The sequence below is a fragment of the Paraburkholderia sp. RL17-380-BIE-A genome (assembly GCF_046028085.1).
In the GTDB taxonomy this organism is placed as follows: domain Bacteria; phylum Pseudomonadota; class Gammaproteobacteria; order Burkholderiales; family Burkholderiaceae; genus Paraburkholderia.
Genome location: NZ_JARESQ010000009.1, coordinates 197,821 through 219,345, shown reverse-complemented (window position 1 = coordinate 219,345; position 21,525 = coordinate 197,821). Strand labels below are relative to the sequence as shown.

At 63.3% G+C, this 21,525-nt stretch carries 19 protein-coding genes and 2 pseudogenes; 6 read left to right on the top strand and 15 right to left on the bottom strand.

Annotation, left to right across the window (positions count from 1 at the left end):
* Positions 1 to 86: 86 nt before the first annotated feature.
* Positions 87 to 971 (bottom strand): lipid A biosynthesis lauroyl acyltransferase, encoded by an 885-nt coding sequence (locus tag P0D68_RS17540; protein WP_091797208.1) that lies wholly within the window; start codon positions 969 to 971, stop codon positions 87 to 89.
* 277 nt (positions 972 to 1,248) lie between these two features.
* Between P0D68_RS17540 and metK the strand changes: the two genes are divergently transcribed.
* Entirely contained in the window at positions 1,249 to 2,439 is a 1,191-nt protein-coding gene (gene metK / locus P0D68_RS17535; protein WP_091797206.1) for a methionine adenosyltransferase, read from the top strand.
* A gap of 184 nt (positions 2,440 to 2,623) precedes the next feature.
* On the opposite strand, the gene P0D68_RS17530 is transcribed toward metK, so the two are convergent.
* Positions 2,624 to 2,989 (bottom strand): hypothetical protein, encoded by a 366-nt coding sequence (locus P0D68_RS17530; RefSeq protein ID WP_091800892.1) that lies wholly within the window; start codon positions 2,987 to 2,989, stop codon positions 2,624 to 2,626.
* A gap of 461 nt (positions 2,990 to 3,450) precedes the next feature.
* Here P0D68_RS17530 and P0D68_RS17525 point away from each other — a divergent pair, with 461 nt between their 5' ends.
* On the top strand, positions 3,451 to 4,212 hold the full coding sequence (locus P0D68_RS17525) for a phytanoyl-CoA dioxygenase family protein (RefSeq protein ID WP_408298402.1): 762 nt from the start codon (positions 3,451 to 3,453) through the stop codon (positions 4,210 to 4,212).
* 72 nt (positions 4,213 to 4,284) lie between these two features.
* Here P0D68_RS17525 and P0D68_RS17520 read toward each other — a convergent pair whose 3' ends face one another.
* Positions 4,285 to 4,491 (bottom strand): DUF3185 family protein, encoded by a 207-nt coding sequence (locus tag P0D68_RS17520; RefSeq protein ID WP_091797202.1) that lies wholly within the window; start codon positions 4,489 to 4,491, stop codon positions 4,285 to 4,287.
* A 215-nt stretch (positions 4,492 to 4,706) separates the two neighbouring features.
* On the opposite strand from P0D68_RS17520, the gene mgrA reads away from it, so the two are divergent.
* On the top strand, positions 4,707 to 5,750 hold the full coding sequence (gene mgrA / locus P0D68_RS17515; RefSeq protein ID WP_091797200.1) for an L-glyceraldehyde 3-phosphate reductase: 1,044 nt from the start codon (positions 4,707 to 4,709) through the stop codon (positions 5,748 to 5,750).
* 64 nt (positions 5,751 to 5,814) lie between these two features.
* Here mgrA and P0D68_RS17510 read toward each other — a convergent pair whose 3' ends face one another.
* The 4 genes and pseudogenes from P0D68_RS17510 to P0D68_RS35640 form a co-directional block, all read right to left on the bottom strand.
* On the bottom strand, positions 5,815 to 6,000 hold the full coding sequence (locus P0D68_RS17510; RefSeq protein WP_091797197.1) for a hypothetical protein: 186 nt from the start codon (positions 5,998 to 6,000) through the stop codon (positions 5,815 to 5,817).
* A gap of 267 nt (positions 6,001 to 6,267) precedes the next feature.
* Positions 6,268 to 7,491 (bottom strand): MFS transporter, encoded by a 1,224-nt coding sequence (locus tag P0D68_RS17505; RefSeq protein ID WP_408298606.1) that lies wholly within the window; start codon positions 7,489 to 7,491, stop codon positions 6,268 to 6,270.
* A 104-nt stretch (positions 7,492 to 7,595) separates the two neighbouring features.
* Positions 7,596 to 8,118: pseudogene (locus tag P0D68_RS17500) on the bottom strand (efflux RND transporter permease subunit); the annotation flags it as partial.
* 32 nt (positions 8,119 to 8,150) lie between these two features.
* Positions 8,151 to 8,303: pseudogene (locus P0D68_RS35640) on the bottom strand (efflux RND transporter permease subunit); the annotation flags it as partial.
* Positions 8,304 to 8,725: 422 nt separating this feature from the next.
* Between P0D68_RS35640 and P0D68_RS17495 the strand changes: the two are divergent.
* The gene (locus tag P0D68_RS17495) at positions 8,726 to 8,938 is read left to right on the top strand and encodes a hypothetical protein (protein WP_007179664.1); all 213 of its coding nucleotides are present in this window, start codon (positions 8,726 to 8,728) and stop codon (positions 8,936 to 8,938) included.
* 104 nt (positions 8,939 to 9,042) lie between these two features.
* Positions 9,043 to 10,071: a serine/threonine protein kinase gene (locus P0D68_RS17490; RefSeq protein WP_408298404.1), complete on the top strand. Its 1,029-nt coding sequence runs from the start codon at positions 9,043 to 9,045 to the stop codon at positions 10,069 to 10,071.
* Between the two features lie 42 nt (positions 10,072 to 10,113).
* On the opposite strand, the gene P0D68_RS17485 is transcribed toward P0D68_RS17490, so the two are convergent.
* Positions 10,114 to 12,015, bottom strand: a complete 1,902-nt coding sequence (locus tag P0D68_RS17485) for a DUF3857 domain-containing transglutaminase family protein (RefSeq protein WP_408298406.1) — start codon at positions 12,013 to 12,015, stop codon at positions 10,114 to 10,116.
* Positions 12,016 to 12,341: 326 nt separating this feature from the next.
* Here P0D68_RS17485 and P0D68_RS17480 point away from each other — a divergent pair, with 326 nt between their 5' ends.
* Complete coding sequence (locus P0D68_RS17480) at positions 12,342 to 13,082, top strand: PepSY-associated TM helix domain-containing protein (RefSeq protein ID WP_408298408.1); 741 nt, start codon at positions 12,342 to 12,344, stop codon at positions 13,080 to 13,082.
* Between the two features lie 71 nt (positions 13,083 to 13,153).
* Here P0D68_RS17480 and P0D68_RS17475 read toward each other — a convergent pair whose 3' ends face one another.
* The 7 genes from P0D68_RS17475 to P0D68_RS17445 all read right to left on the bottom strand — a co-directional run bounded on the left by P0D68_RS17475 (position 13,154) and on the right by P0D68_RS17445 (position 20,842).
* Positions 13,154 to 14,176, bottom strand: coding sequence for an XdhC family protein (locus tag P0D68_RS17475; protein ID WP_408298410.1), 1,023 nt, complete (start codon positions 14,174 to 14,176; stop codon positions 13,154 to 13,156).
* Positions 14,149 to 14,745: an SRPBCC family protein gene (locus P0D68_RS17470; protein WP_408298412.1), complete on the bottom strand. Its 597-nt coding sequence runs from the start codon at positions 14,743 to 14,745 to the stop codon at positions 14,149 to 14,151. The genes P0D68_RS17475 and P0D68_RS17470 overlap by 28 nt, the downstream gene beginning before the upstream one ends.
* Positions 14,736 to 16,013, bottom strand: coding sequence for a vWA domain-containing protein (locus P0D68_RS17465; RefSeq protein WP_408298414.1), 1,278 nt, complete (start codon positions 16,011 to 16,013; stop codon positions 14,736 to 14,738). The genes P0D68_RS17470 and P0D68_RS17465 overlap by 10 nt, the downstream gene beginning before the upstream one ends.
* A gap of 5 nt (positions 16,014 to 16,018) precedes the next feature.
* On the bottom strand, positions 16,019 to 16,906 hold the full coding sequence (locus P0D68_RS17460) for an AAA family ATPase (RefSeq protein WP_091797183.1): 888 nt from the start codon (positions 16,904 to 16,906) through the stop codon (positions 16,019 to 16,021).
* A 199-nt stretch (positions 16,907 to 17,105) separates the two neighbouring features.
* Entirely contained in the window at positions 17,106 to 17,903 is a 798-nt protein-coding gene (locus tag P0D68_RS17455) for an FAD binding domain-containing protein (RefSeq protein WP_091797181.1), read from the bottom strand.
* A gap of 22 nt (positions 17,904 to 17,925) precedes the next feature.
* Complete coding sequence (locus P0D68_RS17450) at positions 17,926 to 20,307, bottom strand: xanthine dehydrogenase family protein molybdopterin-binding subunit (protein ID WP_408298416.1); 2,382 nt, start codon at positions 20,305 to 20,307, stop codon at positions 17,926 to 17,928.
* 10 nt (positions 20,308 to 20,317) lie between these two features.
* Entirely contained in the window at positions 20,318 to 20,842 is a 525-nt protein-coding gene (locus P0D68_RS17445; protein ID WP_408183971.1) for a (2Fe-2S)-binding protein, read from the bottom strand.
* Positions 20,843 to 21,525 lie beyond the last annotated feature (683 nt).

Sequence of the window (21,525 nt, the reverse complement as noted above, 5' to 3'; positions counted from 1 at the left end):
ATTGTAAGTGACGCGCCCGCAGGTGAGCCGAACCCCGCGTCATTTCCACATTCGGGCGCTTTTTTGCGGGCCACGTGGGCGGCGGTTCAATACACGCTCGGATCGCCCGGCGGCCGGGTCTTGAAACGCTTGTGCACCCAGTAGTACTGCTCCGGCATCAACGGAATCTGTTCTTCGAGGAACGCGTTCATGCGGCGGGCGTCTGCGTCGTCGTCGCCGGTCGGGTAGTTCTCCCACGGTTTGAATACCTTGAGCCGGTAGCCCTTATAGTTCGGCAGCACCTCGCCGATGAACGGCACCACTTGCGCGTGGCCGACCTTGGCGAGACGCCCCACCGCGGTCAGCGTACAGGTCGGCACGCCGAAAAACGGTACGAAGGTCGAATTGCGCGCGCCGTAGTCCATGTCGGCGCCGAGCATGACCGGTTTGCGCTCGCGCAGCCAGCGCAGCACGATGCGCGCACTGTCGGCGCGGCTCGCCATGTCCGCGCCGAAACGCGCGCGTGCCGCTTTGGCGACTTCTTCCAGCTCCGGGTTCGACATTGGCTGATAGAGCGAGCCGCAGCGGCGCTTGAGCGAATAGTTCAGGAAGATCGAGCCCGCCTCGATGCCGACGAAGTGAAAGCCGAGAAACAGCGTGGGCGGGAGGTTCGGGTCCGTCAGATCGATCGCGCTGTCGAGCTGGATCAATTTCTCGAGTTTCTTCGCCGAGCCGAACCATTGCACGCTGCGCTCCAGGTAGCTGCGGATCGCGTGGCGGAAATGCTTCTGCGCGACGTCTTCGCGGCGTTCGTCGCTCCATTCGGGGAAGCACAGCTTCAGATTGATATGGACGATGCGCTTGCGACGGCTCGGGATCTGATACAGCAACCAGCCCAGCCCGTCGCCGAGACGCGCGATCAGGCCATACGGCAACAGTGCAAACAGTTTCAGCAGCCCGATCGCGAGTTTGGCGCCATAGCGGCTCAGCATGCCGCCTCCTGAAAAGAGGCGCTGCACGGGACGGGCTTCAGGAAAGCGGAAGAATTGACGTAATACCGCACTCGTAGACACTCTGTGACAATCAAAGGAAGTCGCTATAATAAGGGCTTCGCCGAGTTAATAGACAACTTGCGGGGCGAAGCCGGTGGCTGCAAACCATGTGATTTGCGCCTGTCGGTAAGGTAATCCGCTAAAGCGTCGCCGCTTCAAGGCTCCCGAAGCTGGCTACGTGAAACTCAACCGTAACCACAAAACAGGAGTCTGCAACGTGGCAAACGACTATCTCTTCACTTCCGAATCCGTCTCCGAAGGCCATCCCGACAAGGTCGCGGATCAGATTTCGGACGCCATTCTCGACGCCATTCTGGCTCAGGACAAATACTCGCGTGTCGCCGCGGAAACGCTGTGTAACACGGGTCTCGTCGTGCTCGCCGGTGAAATCACCACCACGGCGAACGTCGATTACATTCAGGTTGCGCGCAACACGATCAAGCGTATCGGCTACGACAATACCGACTACGGTATCGACTATCGCGGCTGCGCGGTGCTCGTCGCTTACGACAAGCAATCGCCGGACATCGCGCAAGGTGTGGACCGCGCGCACGACAATAACCTCGATCAAGGCGCCGGCGACCAGGGCCTGATGTTCGGTTACGCGTGCGAAGAAACGCCGGAACTGATGCCGCTGCCGATTCACCTGTCGCACCGTCTGGTGGAGCGTCAGGCAAATCTGCGCCGTGACGGCCGTCTGCCGTGGCTGCGTCCGGACGCGAAGTCGCAAGTCACCGTGCGTTATGTCGATGGCAAGCCGCATTCCATCGACACCGTGGTGCTATCCACGCAGCATTCGCCGGACATCGATCTGGACACGCTGCGCGAAGCGGTGATCGAAGAAGTCATCAAGCCGACGCTGCCGGCCGAGCTGATCAAGGGCGACATCAAGTTCCTCGTGAACCCGACCGGCCGTTTCGTGATCGGCGGTCCGCAAGGCGATTGCGGTTTGACCGGCCGCAAGATCATCGTCGATACGTACGGCGGTGCTGCACCGCACGGCGGTGGCGCGTTCTCGGGCAAGGACCCGTCGAAGGTTGACCGTTCGGCGGCCTACGCCGGCCGTTATGTCGCGAAGAATATCGTGGCCGCGGGTCTCGCTTCGCGCTGCCTGATTCAGGTTTCGTACGCGATTGGCGTTGCCCAGCCGACTTCGGTGATGGTCAACACGTTCGGCACCGGTCGCGTGTCGGATGCGACCATCACGCGTCTCGTGCAGGAGCATTTCGACCTGCGTCCGAAGGGCATCATTCAGATGCTCGATCTGCTGCGCCCGATCTACGAGAAGAGCGCGGCCTACGGTCACTTCGGCCGCGAAGAGCCGGAATTCACGTGGGAATCCACGGACAAGGCTCTGGCGCTTGCCGAAGCCGCCGGCACGGAGCCGGTTGCCGCGCTGGCCGAATAAGCGCGAGCCGTCCGTATCAGCAAAAAACCCCGCCGGCGCGAGCCTGCGGGGTTTTTTATCGTCTCTGCCAATCGATAAACCGCGTTGCCACGCGATCGGCCGAAGGCTTCACCGGCGACGAAGCCTTCGTGTCGTCAATGCGGCGCATGAGTCCCGCCGGTTCAGCAAAGCGTTCTGAATCGCCTCAACGGCTCGCAAACGCGAACGCGAACCAGGCGGTGCTGCCGTTCGTCGACATGCGCCGCGGACGGCGGCTCGTGTTCTGCGGCACGGCGACCGCTGCGCGCGGCGCGGCGAGGCGCAGCGGCGTCGGTTTGCGCAGCAGCGTACGCAGCGAGAAGCGGCGCGAGCTGCCTTGCAGGCGCAGCGCGGAGAAGAACGTATTGAACCAGGTGCGAATGCCGTCGACGGCTTTGGCATCGCGCCATTGTTCGCCTAGCGCGCGAGTGCGCGTGGCATGGTGACGCAGCGCGCGCACGACATGGCGACGCGCCGGACGTGCCGCTGTGAGTGCGGCGCGGGTAAGACGGGTGCTCAGGAGAGTATGCATGGCTTCACTGGTAGGCAACGTGTCGCGCGACGGGATGTGCGCCATGAGGAGCACCAAATGTGCCAATGGCGGCGTCGCAATGAACGGCGCGAAAGCCTGAAATTCGACGGAAAAGTGCACGGAATACAGCGGAGTCGGCCTTGGCGGCCTCGACGCGGCGCAATAGTGCGGGAATGACGATCAACATGCAGCGCAGGTTACACGCGATTCATGACGTCAGAAAGTCGGTTTTTACCCTGCGAATAGGGGTTTTTACGGAGCAAATCCCGATTTGCCGCGGTGCCGGTCGCGCCCTTTGAGGGCGATTATCGTGCGTGCTTGCCCATTCAATGTGCCGCGCCGTTGCGCACCCGCATGAAAGTAGTGCGTAAGACTGCCGCTTCCGGATCGTGAAACAGCACACTGCGCGATCGCGCCCGTTTTACAATCGAGCATCAGCTAGTCGACAGTAACGGAACACCATGTCATTCCATTCCAAGAAAGAGCAGATTCAAACGTTGCGGGAGCAGGGTTTTGTCGTGGTGCCCGGATTGGTGTCGCCCGAGCGCTGCGAAGAACTGAAACAGATCGCGCAGCGCCAGTTGGAGGAAGCGGCTGCACCGATCGAGTTCGAAGCGGATCTGCAGTATCCCGGCGCGCCCACGTCCAAGCAGGCACCTGGCGGCCATACGGTGCGGCGGCTGCTGGATGCGTACGGACGCGATCCAAGCTTTGCGCAGTGGGCGACCGCGCCGGAAATTCGCGGCTGGATGGAATTGTATTTCGGCGAAGAGCCGCGCCTGTCGCGCGCGCACCATAACTGCATGATGACCAAGCATCCTGCATACGGCAGTTTGACCGGCTGGCATCGCGACGTGCGGTATTGGTCGTTCGAGCGAGACGATCTGGTTTCGGTGTGGCTCGCGGTCGGTTCGGAGACGGTGGATAACGGCGCGCTGTGGATGGTGCCGAAGTCGCACAGCGCCGCATTCACATCCGACCGGTTCGATCAGGCCAAATTCTTCCGCTCCGATCTGGAAGAGAATCAGGAATGGATTCGCACTGCGGTCTCACCTGAACTCAAAGCCGGCGACGTGGTGTTCTTCCACTGCAATACGCTTCATTCGGCCGGCAAGAACATCACCGATCAGGTGAAGTTCTCGCTGGTGTACACCTATCACGGTGCGAGCAATGTACCGTTGCCGGGAACCCGTTCGGCAGCGAAGCCCGAGGTAGCGTTCTAGTTTTTTGGGTTCCTGACGGCGCCTTGGGTTTTCGTTCGCGAAACCCGAAGCGCCGCGTGGCCGCGCAGGCGGTTATCGCTTGCGGCCCGACAAAGCCATGCCGGTCAATCCGGCGATCGTGGCGATAACGCCGCCCACGATCAGCATGATCGCCTTGTTGCTCGGCGAACCGGTAAAGACGCGCGAGACGTCGCTGCTCACCGAATTGAACGCCTGCCCGCCGAAATACAGCAGCACGATACCGCCGACAATCAACGCGATGGAAATCGCCTTTGTCATCTACCTCTCCCATGAGCCTGAATCGGGCAAAGTGTAGGGGAGCCGCAAGCAATCGTCCATCCCGCATACTGGGCGTCTGCATGCTTCACTTCGATTCGCTACCATAGCGGTCTGGCCGCATCCCCACTTACAAAAACAGAGCGGCACGCCTCCCGCAGCATGCAATTGCCCATGCCCGCACTGGTCGGGCGCCTTCAACATCAAGGACACTAGCAATGGCTTACGAAGCAGCTTCAGAACGCTATTCGGACATGCAGTACCGCGTCTGCGGCAAGTCGGGTCTCAAACTGCCGGCGCTGTCGCTCGGTTTGTGGCACAACTTCGGCGACACTACGCCGATCTCCACGCAGCGCGACATCCTGCGCACGGCTTTCGACCTGGGTATCACGCACTTTGACCTCGCCAACAACTACGGGCCGCCGTACGGTAGCGCCGAGACCAATTTCGGCCGCCTCTTCAAGGACGACTTCAAGCCGTATCGCGATGAACTGCTGATCTCGTCGAAGGCCGGTTGGGACATGTGGCCGGGTCCGTATGGGCAAGGCGGCGGTTCGCGCAAATACGTGCTCGCGAGTCTGGATCAGAGCCTGCAACGCATGGGCCTCGATTACGTCGATATTTTCTACTCGCATCGTTTCGATGCCGATACGCCGCTCGAAGAAACCGCGGGTGCGTTGGCGAGCGCCGTGCAGCAGGGCAAGGCGCTGTACATCGGTATCTCGTCGTACTCGGCAAGCAAGACGCTTGAAATGACGAAGCTGCTCGCCGAATACAAGGTGCCGCTGCTGATTCATCAGCCCGCGTACAACATGCTCAACCGCTGGATCGAACACGAGCTGCTGGATACGCTGGAGAAGGTCGGCGCGGGCTCGATCGCGTTCACGCCGTTGGCTCAGGGTCTGCTCACCGGTAAATACCTGAACGGCGTGCCGGAAGACGCGCGCGTCAACAAGCCGGGCGGCGGCTCATTGAAGCAGGAGCATTTGAGCGCGCAGAACATCGAGCACGTGCGCAAGCTCAACGACATCGCGCAACGTCGCGGTCAGAGCCTCGCTCAGATGGCGCTCGCGTGGGCATTGCGCGATCCGCGCGTGACTTCCGTGCTGATCGGCGCGAGCCGCGCGGAGCAGGTGCGTGAGAACGTAGGCGCATTGAAGAACCTCGCGTTCTCAAAGGACGAGCTCGCTGAGATCGACCGCTACGCGACCGAGGGTGGCATCAACTTGTGGGAAAAGCCGTCCACGGATCAGGCGATCTGATCCCCGCGCCTTTGTCGTTCACGCCATAGAAACAGTCAAGCCGCCCACGGGCGGCTTTCTTCATCTAGACGAGCGCCGGCAAACCTTCGACCAGCACGACCGCGAACACCACGCCGAGCAGCGCGCCAAGCACGCGCAGCGCGTTGTGCCGGAATTCCGTCTTGCAGGGAAGCGCACCGACAAACAAAGCCCCGGCCAACGCCATCGGAATGACCAGGATGAAATCGCCGATCGTGAAGTAGGTCGTCATTCTCGTCTCCTTATAATTACCGGCGAAGACGGCGGCTCGATTTATGGAGTCATGCACCGCCCACGCTCGATTTGAGTATAGGAGACAGTTAGGTCGCCGTAGCGACGCTTTGCGGCGCTGCAGCGGCTATTCGCAAGCCGCTGAACCCTGTGCCGCTTAGGCTGCGACGATTGCCGCGTCGCAGCAAATACGCTGAAAAAATGAAGTGTTTGCTTACGACGGCCTTACTTTTCGGCGTCTTTCAATGCGAGTCGGGTCACCAAGCGGTCATGCGCGAGCTTGTTCGTGTGCGCGCAAACGTGCCGCTGCAACGAGGCCGATGACGAGCAGAGCGCCGACCAATCCGACGACGCCGTTCCATCCGTAATTTGCCCACACGTGGCCGCCATACGAGCCGACCACGCTCGAACCGATGTAGTACGCGAGCAGATACAGCGCGGCGGCCTGGCCTTTGGCCTCTTTGGCAAGACGTCCGACCCACCCGCTCGCCACCGAGTGTCCGGCGAAAAAGCCGAACGTCACACACGCGATGCCGGCCGCAATCGCCGTCAGCGGATGCAGCATGGTGAGCGCGACACCGAGCGCCATCAACAGCAAGCTGCCGGTGAGCACGCGCGCGCGGCCGAAGGCGTCGGCCATGCGACCCGACCACGGCGAGGCGACCACGCCCGTCAGATACACGATGAAGATCGCGCCGATCTCCGTCTGATCCAGCCGGTAGGGCGGCGCCAGCAAGCGGTAACCAAGGTAGTTGTAGAGCGTGACGAAGCTGCCCATCAGCACGAAGCCGAGCAGGAACAGCAAAGGCAAGCCGGGTCGCCCGAATTGCTTGAAGAGAGCGGTTCGGTGATGCGTGAAGCCGAGTCCGCGCCGCGGCACGAAATGACGCGACGGCGGCAACAGCGCGCGAAACGCGAGCATCGACAGAAGGCCGAGTACGCCGATCGTGCCGATCGCGACGCGCCACGAAAACAGATCCGCGACGACGCCGGTAATCACACGCCCGGCCATCCCGCCAATCGCCGTGCCGCCGACGTAGAGGCCCATCGCGAGGCCGAGACCGTCGGGGTGCACTTCTTCCGCGAGATAGGCCATCGCGACGGCGGGCACACCGCCGAGCGCGAGACCTTCGAGCGTGCGCAGCACGAGCAATTGATGCCAATGCGGCGCGATCGACACGCCGATAGTCGCGAGCGCGGAAAGGGTGAGCGACAGCGTCATCAGCTTGTGACGACTCCAGCCTTCCGAAATGAAGCCGGCCGCGAACACGGCGACCGCCAGCGCTGCAGTGGTCAGCGAAAGCGACAGGCTGCTCTGTGCCGGCGTCACGTTGAACGCCGTCGAAAACGACGGCAGCAGGGGCTGCACGCAGTAAAGGAGCGAGAAGGTCGCGTAGCCGGCGAACAGCAGCGCGATGCTGGCGCGCCAGTACGCGCGCGTGCCGCGTTCGAGGTAGGGGATGTCGGACAAAGCGGAAGCGGTTGAGGAAATGGACGAAGCGGAAGCCGCCGAAGCAGAGGTGTGGGGAGAGTCCGGAAGCGGAGTCACGAAACAATCTCCTCAGGCATGCAGCTGACACAAAAGAGTTAAGGATACGCTGAAAAATCCGTGCGCGTCGCGTCGCCGTGTTCGAGCAACTGCTCGCGCGCGAAGCTGATGACGAGAATCGAGTTGGCGGTCGTGATGCCGATACACGGTCTGCACCTGACCACGCACTTCGATGGTCGAGCTCTTCTGCAGATTGGCCTTGACGTCGTCGATGATCTTGCTGATGTCGTTGGACACGCCGCCGAGATCGCGGCCGTCGGCGGTGCCGAAAATATCGATGGTGGTCTGCGCGTTGTAGCGCGTGAGCGTCGCGTTGCCCGCTTCGCGCTTCATGGTGGCAAGCGAACCGAGACCATTGCTGCGTCCGTTCGCGGTCAGTGGAATGTTCGCGAGCGATTGCAGTGAATCGATCGTGTATTGCGGCGCTTCGATGATCACGTTATAGCTCCCGCCGTTGCGCGGATTGAGCCAGAACGTCGGGGTGCTTTGCTGGCTGCCGGACAACGTGATCAGCAGATTGCTCGCGACTTCCCGTTGCGAGAAGCCGGCTTGCTGCGCACGCGTGCGGTCTTGATGCCTGAAACCGGCAAGCCGATGCTGTCGATGATCGACGTGATCATCGACAGCGGAATCGACACGGCGATGATCAACGTGGCGCGCCAACTGCCGAGAGACAGCAGAATCATCAGACCTGTCAGGCATGCCGCAATGAGCGCCTCGCGCAGCACGCCTTGCACCGAAGCGCGCACGAATACCTATCGACCATGATCGGCCGCTACTTGCCGCCATATGGCAGCGGCGCGTGGCGGCCGTGACGTGTGCCGCAATGACCCGAGCCGGCTGGCTCGGCGGGCCGATCGAACAAATGGTCCAGTTGGTGCACGATTTTGATATCTCACCCCAGCAGGGTTTATGATGGTCTCGTTGCGACGCGTTACGCTCCGAATCATCGGTCGGTCGCGCCGTAATGGGAATAGGGCGAAATGACGGGTAAAGACCTTCAAGTTCGCGCTCTCCCCGGCCCCGCAAAACGGGAACAATGACTCGAACCTCTCACGCGTATCTCGCGCAGCAGATTGGGTGCGTACGCAACGTTATCGGCGGAGCGACGCTTTTATCATCACCTTGACCGGCATGGAAACCATAAAGCCGGCTATGGGAGAAACGGGGAAACATCATGCAAATCGGTTCCATTGTCCGATCGGTGCATATCGCCGTGCCGCAAGGCGCGCGCGGGATCGTCATGCGCATTCTCGGCGACATGGCCATGGTGGCGTGGTATGCCGGCGAGCCCGGCGCTTCGCTGCAACTGAACACTGAACCCTTTTTCCTTGAAGACCTGATCGATACGGGCGAGCTGGTGCGACCGTCGAGCGCGCAGATGCATTGAAGGCAGTTTGAGTGCAGGCCGTGTGCAAGTTGTAAGCCGCGAGCTGTTCCGCGTTGTGTGCTGTCGCCCTCGTCTTTGACGGCGGCGCGGCGCACAATGCGGGCATGAACGACGACATCCTCGATCCACAGGACAGCGCTAGCAGCGCTGTACCTTTCGCCCGGCTCAAGCCGGAAATCGTGCTCGACGCGCTCGACAGCGTGCTCAGCACGGTCGGCGTGCGAACCGACGGTCGCATGCTGCCGCTCAACAGCTACGAGAACCGCGTGTACCAGGTGGGCGTGGAAGACGGCCCGCCCGTGGTCGCGAAGTTCTACCGCCCCGAGCGCTGGAGCGACGCCGCCATTCTCGAAGAACATGCCTTCGTTGCCGATCTTGCCGCGCGCGAGATTCCGGCCGTGCCCGCGCGCGCTTTTGAGGGCCGCACACTGCATACCTTCGACGGTTTCCGCTTCTCCATCTTCGAGCGTCGCGGCGGCCGCGCACCGGATCTCGACCGGCCCGACACGCTCGAATGGCTCGGGCGGTTCATCGGCCGCATTCATGCGGTCGGCCAGACGCAGAACTATGTCGAGCGACCTACGCTCGATATCAACACGTTCGGCTACGAGCCGCGCGACTTCCTGCTCGCCCACCGTTTCGTGCCGGACGACGTGCGCACTGCGTGGGAAACCGTGGTGAATCTCGCGCTCGAAGCTGTCGAGCGTGCGTTCGAACGAGCGGGCGACATCCGCATGTTGCGAATGCATGGCGACTGCCATCCGAGCAATGTGCTGTGGACCGACGCGGGGCCGCATTTCGTCGACTTCGACGACAGTCGCATGGGACCGGCGGTGCAGGATTTGTGGCTGTTGCTGCCGGGTGAGCGCGCCGAAGCGTCGCGCGCGCTGGCGGATCTGCTCGCCGGCTATGAAGACTTCTGTGACTTCGAGCCGCGCGAACTCTATCTGGTCGAAGCGTTGCGCACGCTGCGGCTGATTCACTATCAGGCCTGGCTCGCGCGACGCTGGGACGACCCGGCATTCCCCGCGGCGTTTCCGTGGTTCAACACGCAGCGTTACTGGGAAGAGCGCATCCTCGAGTTGCGCGAGCAACTCGGCGCGATGCAGGAAGGGCCGCTCTGGCCCGTTTGAACGCAGCGCCGCTTCATGGCATGCGCTAGCTGTCGCGGGCGCTCAGGGCGCCTGCGACGCAACGCTCGACGACTCCACCAGCGTCGATCTGACAATCACTTCCGCCCGCACGTCGCGCCCGATTGCTTCGATCGCGGGGCGCATCTGCGCGAAGTCGTCGGGCGTGCAGACGTCGCTATCGAAATGCGTGGCGCCGTCGCGCGTCATCGTGATGACGTTGCTGGACTGATCGAACGTGTACTGCGACTGGAAATCGACAAAGCGGCCCTCGGTGCGTTTCGCTTCCGGCATGTCGAGCACGCGAAAATTGGCGGGTAACTCGATGCGCGCGCGTTCATGCAACGCCAGGTTATGGCAAACGAACGGCTGCGTGCGCTGGCGCTCGCCGAGCCAGTAACGCGTATCCGCCGCGAAGCCGCCTGCGAGACTCGTCAGCGCCGGAATCGATGCCGCCGCGCCAGGCACCACGAGATTTTCCAGCGTGCCTTTCATCGTGATGATGAGCGGGCCGTCGGCGACGGTGAGGTCGTTCGTGGTGAGCGTGGCGGCGCCGCGCAGATTGGCGCCGCGCAATTCGGCCTGGATCGACTCCTCGCGTTGCGCGGGCGTCTGCGTGCGCAACATGGCGCGCGTCTGTTCGGTGGAAGCGCCGGCCGCTTCCAGCCGATAGGTGAAGCTCGCCGAGCCATCCGGTTCGACCTTGATCGATAGATCGGTGCTGCGCGTCATGGTCGCGGTGGCGGGCGTGCGCGAGAGCACGCCCTCGCCGACGAGCACGGTCGGCCGGTTCATATCGGACGACGGCAGGAAACCGAACTCGACATTCGACGCGGTCGAGTCCGCGTATTGCTGCAAATCCGGCAGCCACGTGATGACGTGATTGATGACGCCATAGCCCGGCACGCTTGGCAGCGTGTAGATCGTGCCGCTGCTGATCAAGGCCGGTTCGTTGCGCACGCCGGCCGCGTCGAGCAGCGCGCCGTAGAGCGCCACGTGATCCTTGCAATCGCCGTAGCGGTTCGCGAGCACCGCGCTCGCGCTGTGCGGCACCACCGCGCCGCGCCCGACGTTGATCGCCACGTAGCGCACATTGCGGCGTACCCAGTCATACAGCGTCTTGGCCTTGTCGCGCGGCGCGCGGTCGTGCGCGGTGAGCTGCTGCGCGAGACGCACGACGGCGGCGTCTCGCGCGCCCGCGTCCGTCGCCGATTCGCGGTAGGTTGCGGCGAACGCGGCATAGTCCGGGAAGGTCGAGACCATCAGCCGGTCGCCATACGACACGTAGGCAACCGAACCGCGTTCCAGCCGGCTGAAATGGGCCTTGTCGTAGCGGTATTCGTAACGCGTGCGGCCGTCGCGCGTCACGGGTTGTACAACGGTGAAGCCGCGCGCGTCCGCGTAAAGCGGCTTGCCGGCCGGGAGATCGTAGATCAGGCGGAAGTTGAGAGTTGGCGCGAGATCGGGCGGCGTGAAGTCGCTGAATTCGCCGGGCACGATCGGCTGCTTCTGCGTCTTGCGATAGGTGAGATGCACGCGCGCGCCTGGCTCCACCGCGGGAAACACGATCACTTTTTCCTGGATGTCCTGAAACATCGGCGCGTCGAACGAGCGGGCTTCTTGCACGTCGCGGATCTGCTCAGGCTGCACGTCGTGACGTACGCCGTCGGCGGTGGTCGTGTAGGCCTCGAGTATCTGTACGTCCGCCATGTTGCGGTTGAACCAGACATATTGCTGCGCCACCCGCGCGACGCCCGCTTCGGTATTCACGTGCAGCGTCATCGAATCGAGCTTCGAGTAGGAGCCGTCGGCGTTCACGGTGAAGGTCTGCGTCTCGCCTTCGTTGGTATAGGGATCGTCCAGCCTCGCCTGGACGCTCGCGCTCGCGCCGGGGATGCCGACGAGCCAGCCGACAAAGACAAGAAAGACAAGAGAAGAGAGGCGCATGGCAGGCAGGTATCCGAACGTGGCGTTGACGGGATCGCCAGCTAGAGTCGGTTTGCGCCGCGCCAATGTCAAGCGGATGTCGCGCGTCGGGATTGAGCAAATACCCTGTTTGTGTAATGATATCCATTCTCAATTAAAAGGCGTCGCCAGCTTCCTGTCACATTTCTCCTCTGTGACTGCCAGCCAGCCTCTCGGCCGGAGCCTTGGCCCGCAAGCCGGGTTGTCCGGTCCTTCCTTTTCGACACCTCTTTGACCGCTGCCGGTGAGCGGGCGCTTTGTCGCCGCGTGCCCGCGACGGATCATCTTGCTGCGCCTGGAGCCTGGATTTGAACGCGCCTGAATCAATCGATATGCAACCCGCCGCTGGTCACGGCACGCAATACACCGCTCACACGCCGCAACGCGGCCATCATCTGATGGACGACGCCGAGCAGGCCGCGCGGCGCCAGCGTTCGCGCCGCGCGAATTTCATCAAGTGGCTGCGCAAGGTGCATGGCTGGGTCGGTCTGTGGGGCGCGGTGCTGGGTCTGCTGTTCGGTGCGACCGGGTTCCTCCTGAACCACCGCGGTGGCCCGTTGAAGGTGTCGTCGGGTGAGCCGCAGGTGGAAGAAATGCAGATTCCCGTGCCGCACGAACCGCTGCGTTCGCCGATGGAGATGGCGAAGTGGCTCAAAGCCGAACTGAAGATCGACGGCAAGCCGGGCAGAACCAGGCGCGAGCCGGCGCATCCGGTGGCGTGGGGCGATCGCAGCACGATGCAGCCGGAGTTCTGGCAAGTCGGCATCATGGGACCTGCACAGAGCGTGCAGGCCGAATACTGGGTGGGCAACGGCTTCGTCGCGGTGAAACGCACGCACAACTCGTTTCTCTCGACGATGAACAACCTGCACAAAGGCGTGGGGCTGAGCGTCGGCTGGGTGCTGCTGATCGACACGATTGCCGGCAGCATGATTCTGCTTTCGCTGACCGGTGTCCTGCTGTGGACCGAGTTGAACAAGCGCCGCGTGGTGGGCGTCGTGCTGGTGGGCGGGTCGGTGATCGCCGCAGTGGTCTGCGGCTTGATGTAAGCGGGTTGTTGCGCCGCGCGGCGGCGCGCAGCGGCGGCTGGAAGCAGCGCCGCGCGCAGACAGGATTCCCGTTAAACGCTACACGCCGTTCCGCCGGAAGCCGCAATCTCCCGCGCAGCCTTGGCGCCTTCGACCTGGAGCAAGGTGGGCAGAGAAACACCGTTCTTGGCCGCCGTCACCTCGGCAAGAATCGAAACCGCGATCTCAGGCGGCGTTCTGCTGCCGATATAAATCCCCACCGGTCCATGCAAGCGGGCCAACTCGGTATCGTTCAGATCGAACTCCTTGAGGCGTTCGCGCCGCGCCTGGTTGTTCCTGCGCGAACCCAGTGCGCCGACGTAAAACGCCGGCGTCTTCAACGCTTCCATCAGCGCAAGATCGTCGAGCTTCGGGTCGTGCGTCAGCGCGATCACCGCGCAGCGCTCGTCGAGCTTCATCTCGATCACCGTATCGTCGGGCATGGTCCGCACGATCTTCGTGCCGGGGATGTTCCACTCCTCGGTGTATTCCTCACGCGGGTCGCACACGGTGACCTGATAATCGAGCCCGACTGCGATATGGCACAGATAGCGCGACAACTGCCCCGCCCCGATCACCAGCATGCGGTAACGCGGGCCGTGAATCGTCAGCAGACGTTCGCCGTCGAAATGCACGCCGTCCGTTGCCTGCGCGTTTTCCAGCCGCACCGCGCCGCTCGCCATGGTCACTTCGCGGGCGACGAGGCGGCCGTTCTCCACGGCGCTGCACAGTTCGGCAATGCCGCTTTGCGCCGTTAACGGTTCGAGCACCAACTGGATCGTGCCGCCGCACGGCAGGCCGAAGCGGTGCGCCTCCTCCGCGGTGATGCCGTACTTGACCGCTTCGGGTAGCACCTGCTCGATACCGCGTTGCCGCACGCGGTCGATCAGATCGTCTTCGATGCAACCGCCCGACACCGAGCCCACCACGAGCCCATCGTCGCGCACTGCAAGCATCGCGCCCTCGGGACGCGGCGACGAGCCCCATGTCTTCACCACCGTGACCAGTAGCGCGCGATGTCCTTCTTCCAGCCAACGTGCGCTGGACTTCAGGACTTCGAGATCCACGCTGTCCATGATTTCTTCCTTTTCGTTGCGTCGCCGCCGGACTCGCCGTCCGCGGCTTCATTCGATGCTGTATTGTGCGGCGCCGTTTGATCGGCTGCATTTTCATCGCCGTCCGGGGCCGCCGTGCCTTCGCCGTCGGCGCCTAGCCGCGCGCCGAAGCGCTTGAAGAATTCACCCGCGATTTTACGCGCGGCGCCGTCGACGAGCCGCGAGCCGATCTGCGCGAGCTTGCCGCCGACCTGTGCGCTCGCCGTATAGGTGAGCTTCGTGACGGCCTCGCCGTCGGCTTGGAGCGAAACGTGCGCGTTGCCCTTGGCAAACCCCGCTGCGCCGCCCTGGCCTTCGAACACGATGCTGTACGAATTGGGCGCCTCGATGTCGGTGAGTTGCATGCGTCCCTTGAAACGCGCCTTGACCGGGCCGACCGCGGCGCTCAGCGCCACCAGGTAGGCGTTCTCACCGTCCGGATCGATGCTCTCGCAGCCGGGAATGCAGCCGCGCAGAATCTCCGTGTCGTTCAGCGCTTCCCATGCGCGTTGCTGCGAAACGGGAAGCGTATGGGTTTCGGTCAATTCCATGGTGTCGCTCCTGCGGCAGCCCCGACGCCGGCGCTGCGACGAGGCGCGCGCGTGAGTTGCGCGAGGTCGCGGCCGAACGCCGTCAGACTGTCTAGATTATGAACCGGACGATGCGCGTCGACATACGGCAGGATGGCCTGCACGCCGCGCGCCTTCGGAGAAAAGCCGCTGAAACGCAGCAGCGGATTGAGCCACACGATACGGTGTGCGAAGCGGTGCAGGCGGGCCATCTCGGTGTCGAGCACATCGATTGCTTCGTGATCGAGGCCGTCGGTGACGAGCAGCACCGTTGCACGACCGGTCAGCACGCGCCGTGCCCAGCGGCGGTTGAATTCGGCGAGCGCCGCGCCGATCCGCGTGCCGCCGGACCAGTCGACCACCTGCTCGGTGAGCGTCGCAATCGCCACGTCGGGATCGCGCTCGCGCAGCGCGCGCGTGGCGTTGGTGAGGCGCGTGCCGAACAGAAACACCTGCAGCCGTTCGCGCGACTGCAGGAGCGCATGGCAGAAATACAGCACCGCGCGCGAATAGCTGCTCATGGAGCCGGAGATGTCGAGCAGCAACACGAGCGGCGGTTTGCGCTCGACCACCGCGCGATACTTCCACACCGTCCAGTCGCCGCCCGCGCGCACGGCGTGCCGGGCGCTCGCGCGCAAGTCCGCATGCGTGCCGTGCGAAGCGGCTTTCAGGCGGCGCGTCGGCTCGGTCGCGAGCGGCAGACGCTGGCCGCGAATCAGATGACGCAAGGTGCGCCATTCGTCGGCGGAAAGCGTGTCGAAATCGCGATGACGCAGGCGCTCTTCCGCGCTGAAGGTGACGTGCGCACGCAGTTCGTGTTGTTCGGTTTCCTGTGGCGCCTCGCTGTGCGGTGACGGCGGCGCGCGCACGGCCAGCGCGTCGGCGAGACGGTTGTTGCGTTTGGGCGGCGGCAGACCGTCGCGCACTTTCGGCAGTAGCAGCGCGCGCAGCTTGCCTTCCCAATCGGGATCGCGCCAGAACAGGTCGAACGCGGCGTTGAACAGATCGCGTTCGTCAGGCGCCGAGACCAGTGACGCGGCCAGCGCGGCGCGCACATCGTCGCGGCGGCCCAGATCGATCCAGTGCAGCGCGGCGAGCGCGTCGACGGCTTGGGCGGGCGACATCGGCAAGCCGGCACCGCGTAGCAGCCGTACAAAATGCACCACGTTGCGGGCGAGCGTGGGTGTGTCGTCGAGCGGTGAGCCATGGCCCGAGGCGCCGCTGTTACCTGCGTCGAATGAGTTCGTCATGCTGGCTATCCAGGCGCGGCGAGACACTGCGCGATTTGCGCGGCATCGACGCGCGCCAGATCGTCCTGATACTTGAGCAGCACGCCAAGCGTGTTGTGAACGGATTGCGGATCGAGCTCGGTGACCGATAGCGCCTCCAGCGCGCGGCACCAGTCGATCGTTTCGGCAATGCCGGGCGCCTTGAACAGATCCATGCCGCGCAGCTGATGAACGAAATCGACCGCCCGCCGCTGCAATTCCGCCGAGGTCTGCGGCGCGCGAGCGGCGACGATCTCCAGTTCACGATCGCGCTCCGGATAGCCGATCCATTGATACAGGCAACGGCGCTTCAACGCGTCGTGCACTTCGCGCGTGCGGTTCGAGGTCATCACGACGAGCGGCGGCTGCTCCGCGCGGACCGTGCCGTATTCGGGAATCGATACCTGGAAGTCCGAAAGCAATTCCAGCAGAAAGGCTTCGAACGGTTCGTCGGCGCGGTCGATCTCGTCGATCAGCAATACACGCCGTGCGCCTGGATGATTTTCATCGGGCATCAGCGCTTGCAGCAGAGGGCGTTTCAGCAGGAATTCGCCCCGATACAGCGTGTCGTTGTCGGGACGCTCGCCGGCGGCTTCGGCAAGACGCAGCGCCATGATCTGCCGCGGATAGTCCCATTCGTAGAGCGCGCTCGCCGTGTCGAGACCTTCATAACATTGCAGCCGCAACATCGAGGTGCCGAGCATGCCCGCCGCTGCCTTGGCGAGTTCGGTCTTGCCGACGCCCGGCTCGCCTTCGACGAACAACGGCCGTTCCATGCGCAGCGCGAGATATAGCGCGGTCGCCAGCTCGCGGCTGGCGAAATAGCTCTGGGCGGCGAGTTGGGCGAGGGTGTCGTCGATTGAAGCGGGCTGCATGGAGTTCCTGAATCTGCGCAAGGAAGGGTGGCTGGAGAAACGTGGCCGATGAAGCGAAGCCAACGAAGCGAAGCCGCCGAAGCGAAGCCGATCAAGCGAAGTAACGAAGCGACGCGACGCGCCGTCGGCGCACCTGAGCGAATGCGGCTGACGTGCCCGTGCGAGCGCAGGCACGTCAGCCGCGAGCAGCGAAGAACAGCTAAGCGTTCGCTTTCGTCACCGCGCGCGCGGCCAGCACCGGAATCAGATGCGCGCGGTATTCGGCGCTCGCGTGCATGTCGGTGTTCAGGTCGGCGGCCGACACAGTCACCGCGCGGGCAGCCTCGGGCGTGAAGTTCGCCGACAGCGCGCTTTCCAGTTCAGGCACACGAAACACCGAAGACGCCGCGCCCGTCACCGCGACGCGCACACCGCTCGCAAACTTCGCGACGAATACGCCGACCAACGCGAAGTGCGAAGCGGGATTGCGGAATTTCTCGTACGCCGCGCGCTCCGGCACTGGAAACTCCACGGCGACGATCAGCTCGTCGGGCGCCAACGCCGTCTCATACATGCCGACGAAGAAATCGCTCGACGCAATGCGCCGCCGGTCCGTCACAATCGTCGCGTCCAACGCCATGGCAGCGGCCGGATAACAGGCGGCCGGGTCGTTGTTGGCGAGCGAGCCGCCTATCGTGCCGAGCGCGCGCACCTGGCGATCGCCGATATGCGCCGCGAGATCCGCGAGCGCCGGCGATACGCGCCGCAGTTCCGCGTGATCCGCGACGTCCGCATGGCATACGGCGGCGCCGATCGTCACCGTCTTTCCGTCGACGGTGATCGACTTGAGCGCGGGAATGCGTGTCACGTCGATCAATTGTGACGGCTGCGCGAGACGCAGACGCATGGTGGGCAGCAGGCTTTGGCCGCCGGCGAGAAACTTCGCGTCGCTGTCGGCGGTGAGGAGGGCGGCGGCCGCTTTGGGATCCGTCGCGCGTTGATACTCGAATGAATACATGTCGAATGCTCCGCTCAGGATCTCAATGGGGTTGCTTGGCCGCGTGAATCGCGGACCACACGCGATGCGGCGTCGCCGGCATTTGCAGGTCGGTCACGCCAAGCGGCGCGAGCGCGTCGAGGATCGCGTTGATCACCGCCGGCGGTGAGCCGATCGCGCCCGCTTCGCCGCAGCCTTTCACGCCGAGCGGATTGTGCGTGCACGGTGTGCCCTTGGCGGTTTCGACGGTAAAGTTCGGCAGATCGGACGCATGCGGCATTGCGTAATCCATGTACGAGCCGGACAGCAACTGGCCGCTCTCGTTGTCGTACACGCAGCGCTCCAGCATCGCCTGGCCAATGCCCTGAGCGAGCCCGCCATGCACCTGACCTTCGACGATCATCGGATTGATCACGTTGCCGAAGTCGTCCACTGCGGTGAACTGCTGGATGCGGCACACGCCTGTCTCCGGATCGACTTCGATCTCGCAGATGTACGCGCCCGACGGATAGGTGAAGTTGGTCGGATCGTAGAACGCGCTTTCTTCAAGGCCTGGTTCGAGCACGTCGAGCGGATAGTTGTGCGGCACGTACGCGGCGAGCGAAATCTCGGCAAACGCCTTGGTGCGATCCGTGCCCGCGACGCGGAATACGCCGTCCTTGAACTCGATGTCTTCCGCCGCGGCTTCGAGCAGGTGTGCGGCGATCTTCTTCGCTTTGGTCTCGATCTTGTCGAGCGCCTTCATGATCGCCGAGCCGCCGACCGCGATCGAGCGCGAGCCGTATGTGCCCATGCCGAACGGAATGCGGCCGGTGTCGCCGTGGACGATCTCGACACTTTCCAGCGCAATGCCGAGCCGGTCGGCCACCACTTGCGCGAAGGTCGTCTCGTGTCCCTGCCCGTGACTATGCGAACCTGTGAACACGGTGACCGAACCGGTGGGATGGACGCGAATCTGACCGACTTCGAACAGGCCGGCCCGCGCGCCCAATGCGCCCGCGATATTCGACGGTGCGAGACCGCAGGCTTCGATGTAGCACGAATAGCCGAGGCCGCGCCGCTTGCCGTTCTTTTCGGATTCCTGTTTGCGCGCGGCGAAGCCTTTGACGTCCGCGAGTTCGAGCGAACGCGCGAGAATCGTCTCGTAGTCGCCGGTGTCGTAAGTGAGGCCGACCGGCGTCGCGTACGGAAACTCGCGGATGAAATTGCGGCGGCGAATCTCCGCCGGATCGAGCTTCATTTCGCGCGCGGCGGTTTCGACGAGGCGCTCCACGACATATGTCGCTTCGGGGCGGCCCGCGCCGCGATAGGCATCCACGGGAACGGTGTTGGTGAACACCGCTTTCACTTCCGCGTAGATCGCGGGCGTGGTGTACTGACCCGCGAGCAGCGTCGCATACAGAATGGTCGGCACGCTCGACGCGAACGTGGACAGATACGCGCCCATGTTGGCGGTCGTATGGATGCGCATGCCGAGGAACCTGCCGTCCGCGTCCAGCGCCAGTTCGGCTTTGGTCACGTGATCGCGGCCGTGCGCGTCGGAGACGAACGCTTCCGAGCGCTCGGCCGTCCACTTGACCGGACGGCGGATTTTCTTTGACGCCCAGGTGAGCGCGACGTCTTCGGCATACAGGAAGATCTTCGATCCGAAGCCGCCGCCCACGTCCGGCGCGATCACACGCAGTTTCGATTCCGGTAGCGAGAGCACGAATGCGGCCATCAGCAGGCGCTCCACGTGCGGATTCTGATTCGCGACGTAGAGCGTGTAGCTGTCGTCCTGCACCGAATAGCTCGCGTTGACCGCGCGCGGTTCGATTGCGTTCGGAATGAGCCGGTTGTTGACGATGTCGAGCGTGGTGACGTGCGCGGCTTTGGCGAAGGCTGCCTCGGTAGCGGCTTTGTCGCCGTGGCCCCAGTTGTAGCAGACGTTGTCCGGGACTTCGTCGTGAACCGCGGGCTGGCCGGCGTCTGCTGCATGCGCGGTGTCCACCACGGCGGGCAGCACGTCGTAGTCGACTTCGATCAATTCGGCGGCGTCTTTCGCGGCCTTGATCGAATCGGCGATCACGAGTGCGACCTGGTCGCCGACGTGACGCACTTTCGTATGCGCGATGATCGGATGCGGCGGCTCGTTCATCGGTTTGCCGTCGGTGCTGTGAATCAGCCAGCCGCACGGCAGCCCGCCGACGTTGTCGGCCGCCATGTCCGCGCCGGTGAAGATCGCGACCACGCCGGGCGACTGTTTGGCCGCGGCGGTATCGATGCTGTTGATCTTCGCGTGCGCGTAGGGCGAGCGCAGGAACACGGCGTAGGTTTGCTGGGGCAGGACGATGTCGTCGGTGTACTGGCCGTTGCCGGTCAGGAACCGATAGTCTTCCTTACGTTCGACGGAAGCGCCGATCAGATGGGTTTCGGGTGCGTTCATCGTCGGCTCCTCAGGCAGTGGCCGGTGCATTGGCTTGCGCGTTCGCGGCGGCGTTGGCCGTGCCGGCGGACTTCATGCCCTCGGCGCCTTCGAGCACTGCCTTGACGATGTTGTGATACCCCGTACAGCGGCACAGATTGCCGTCGAGTTGGGCGCGCACGTCGTCGCCGGTGAGATTCGGCTGGCGCTGCACGAGCGAAACCGCGCTCATCACCATGCCGGGGGTGCAGAAGCCGCATTGCAGTCCGTGGCAGTGTTTGAAGGCTGCCTGCATGGGATGCAGCGCGCCGTCTTTGGCGAGTCCTTCGATGGTGGTGATCTCCGCGCCTTCGGCTTGCACTGCGAGGATGTTGCAGGCTTTGATCGCGCGTCCGTTCAGATGGACAGTGCATGCGCCGCACTGGGCCGTATCGCAGCCGACGTGCGTGCCGGTGAGCCGGAGTTGATCGCGAAGGAACTGGACTAGCAGGGTGCCAGGGTCGATTGAGGCGCTGATGGGCGCGCCATTCACCGTCAGACTGATGCTGATCGCCATGAAGTTGTCTCCTTATGGGGTGAGACCGGACCTTCCGTTTTGTTGTTCGCCTTCAGCTGCCTGTTCGTGGGTCCGATGAGGGTGCTGCGGTTTTTTTATGGGGCTGCCGAAAAGTAAAGCACAAATTGGGCTGGGGCGCTATGAGGGGTTTTTTGTTTGCTCGGCGGGTTGTGGCTTTGTTCTTTGGGGTTTTGGCCTTTCCTTGAATTCCTGGTGGTCTATTGGCGTTGCCCCTGTGCGGGGCGGCACTCACTTTCTTTGCCTGCCGCAAAGAAAGTAAGCAAAGAAAGCGGCTTCACACCGCCAGCCCATAAGCGGGTCCCCCGGTTTTGAGCAGGTAGTGGTGCATCTGGAATCCGTGCTCTCGCACATTCGGCGTCAGTGACAAGGCCGTCATACTTCCCGCCTCGCGCGCCGCGCTCAACGGAACGGTTCGCTTCAGGAGGCTGCGTTTGTGCATTGCGGGAGCCGTCGGCTTCGCCTCGGCGAGACGCCTTAATGGGCCGTGGTCTTAGAGACGCTACTGACCCAAATAATGGCCAGCAGTTTGAGGAGTGCCACCGGCGCAAAAGACGCTGAACGTTTCGAGACGTGCCGCCGATGCAACGGACGTTCAACGTTTCGAGAAGTGCCGCCGACGCAAAAAGGCGCTCAGCGGCTTGGCAAGTACCGCTGACGCAACA

What these genes read in the sequence shown, in the direction of transcription:
- P0D68_RS17460 (WP_091797183.1), bottom strand. Translation starts at nt 16,906, where the DNA reads ATGCAGCCCGCTTCAATCGACGACACCCTCGCCCAACTCGCCGCCCAG.
- P0D68_RS17455 (WP_091797181.1), bottom strand. Translation starts at nt 17,903, where the DNA reads ATGTATTCATTCGAGTATCAACGCGCGACGGATCCCAAAGCGGCCGCC.
- mgrA (WP_091797200.1), top strand. Translation starts at nt 4,707, where the DNA reads ATGGCTTACGAAGCAGCTTCAGAACGCTATTCGGACATGCAGTACCGC.
- P0D68_RS17475 (WP_408298410.1), bottom strand. Translation starts at nt 14,176, where the DNA reads ATGGACAGCGTGGATCTCGAAGTCCTGAAGTCCAGCGCACGTTGGCTG.
- P0D68_RS17490 (WP_408298404.1), top strand. Translation starts at nt 9,043, where the DNA reads ATGAACGACGACATCCTCGATCCACAGGACAGCGCTAGCAGCGCTGTA.
- P0D68_RS17525 (WP_408298402.1), top strand. Translation starts at nt 3,451, where the DNA reads ATGTCATTCCATTCCAAGAAAGAGCAGATTCAAACGTTGCGGGAGCAG.
- P0D68_RS17495 (WP_007179664.1), top strand. Translation starts at nt 8,726, where the DNA reads ATGCAAATCGGTTCCATTGTCCGATCGGTGCATATCGCCGTGCCGCAA.
- P0D68_RS17470 (WP_408298412.1), bottom strand. Translation starts at nt 14,745, where the DNA reads ATGGAATTGACCGAAACCCATACGCTTCCCGTTTCGCAGCAACGCGCA.
- P0D68_RS17445 (WP_408183971.1), bottom strand. Translation starts at nt 20,842, where the DNA reads ATGGCGATCAGCATCAGTCTGACGGTGAATGGCGCGCCCATCAGCGCC.
- P0D68_RS17465 (WP_408298414.1), bottom strand. Translation starts at nt 16,013, where the DNA reads ATGACGAACTCATTCGACGCAGGTAACAGCGGCGCCTCGGGCCATGGC.
- P0D68_RS17485 (WP_408298406.1), bottom strand. Translation starts at nt 12,015, where the DNA reads ATGCGCCTCTCTTCTCTTGTCTTTCTTGTCTTTGTCGGCTGGCTCGTC.
- P0D68_RS17540 (WP_091797208.1), bottom strand. Translation starts at nt 971, where the DNA reads ATGCTGAGCCGCTATGGCGCCAAACTCGCGATCGGGCTGCTGAAACTG.
- P0D68_RS17450 (WP_408298416.1), bottom strand. Translation starts at nt 20,307, where the DNA reads ATGAACGCACCCGAAACCCATCTGATCGGCGCTTCCGTCGAACGTAAG.
- P0D68_RS17530 (WP_091800892.1), bottom strand. Translation starts at nt 2,989, where the DNA reads ATGCATACTCTCCTGAGCACCCGTCTTACCCGCGCCGCACTCACAGCG.
- P0D68_RS17520 (WP_091797202.1), bottom strand. Translation starts at nt 4,491, where the DNA reads ATGACAAAGGCGATTTCCATCGCGTTGATTGTCGGCGGTATCGTGCTG.
- P0D68_RS17510 (WP_091797197.1), bottom strand. Translation starts at nt 6,000, where the DNA reads ATGACGACCTACTTCACGATCGGCGATTTCATCCTGGTCATTCCGATG.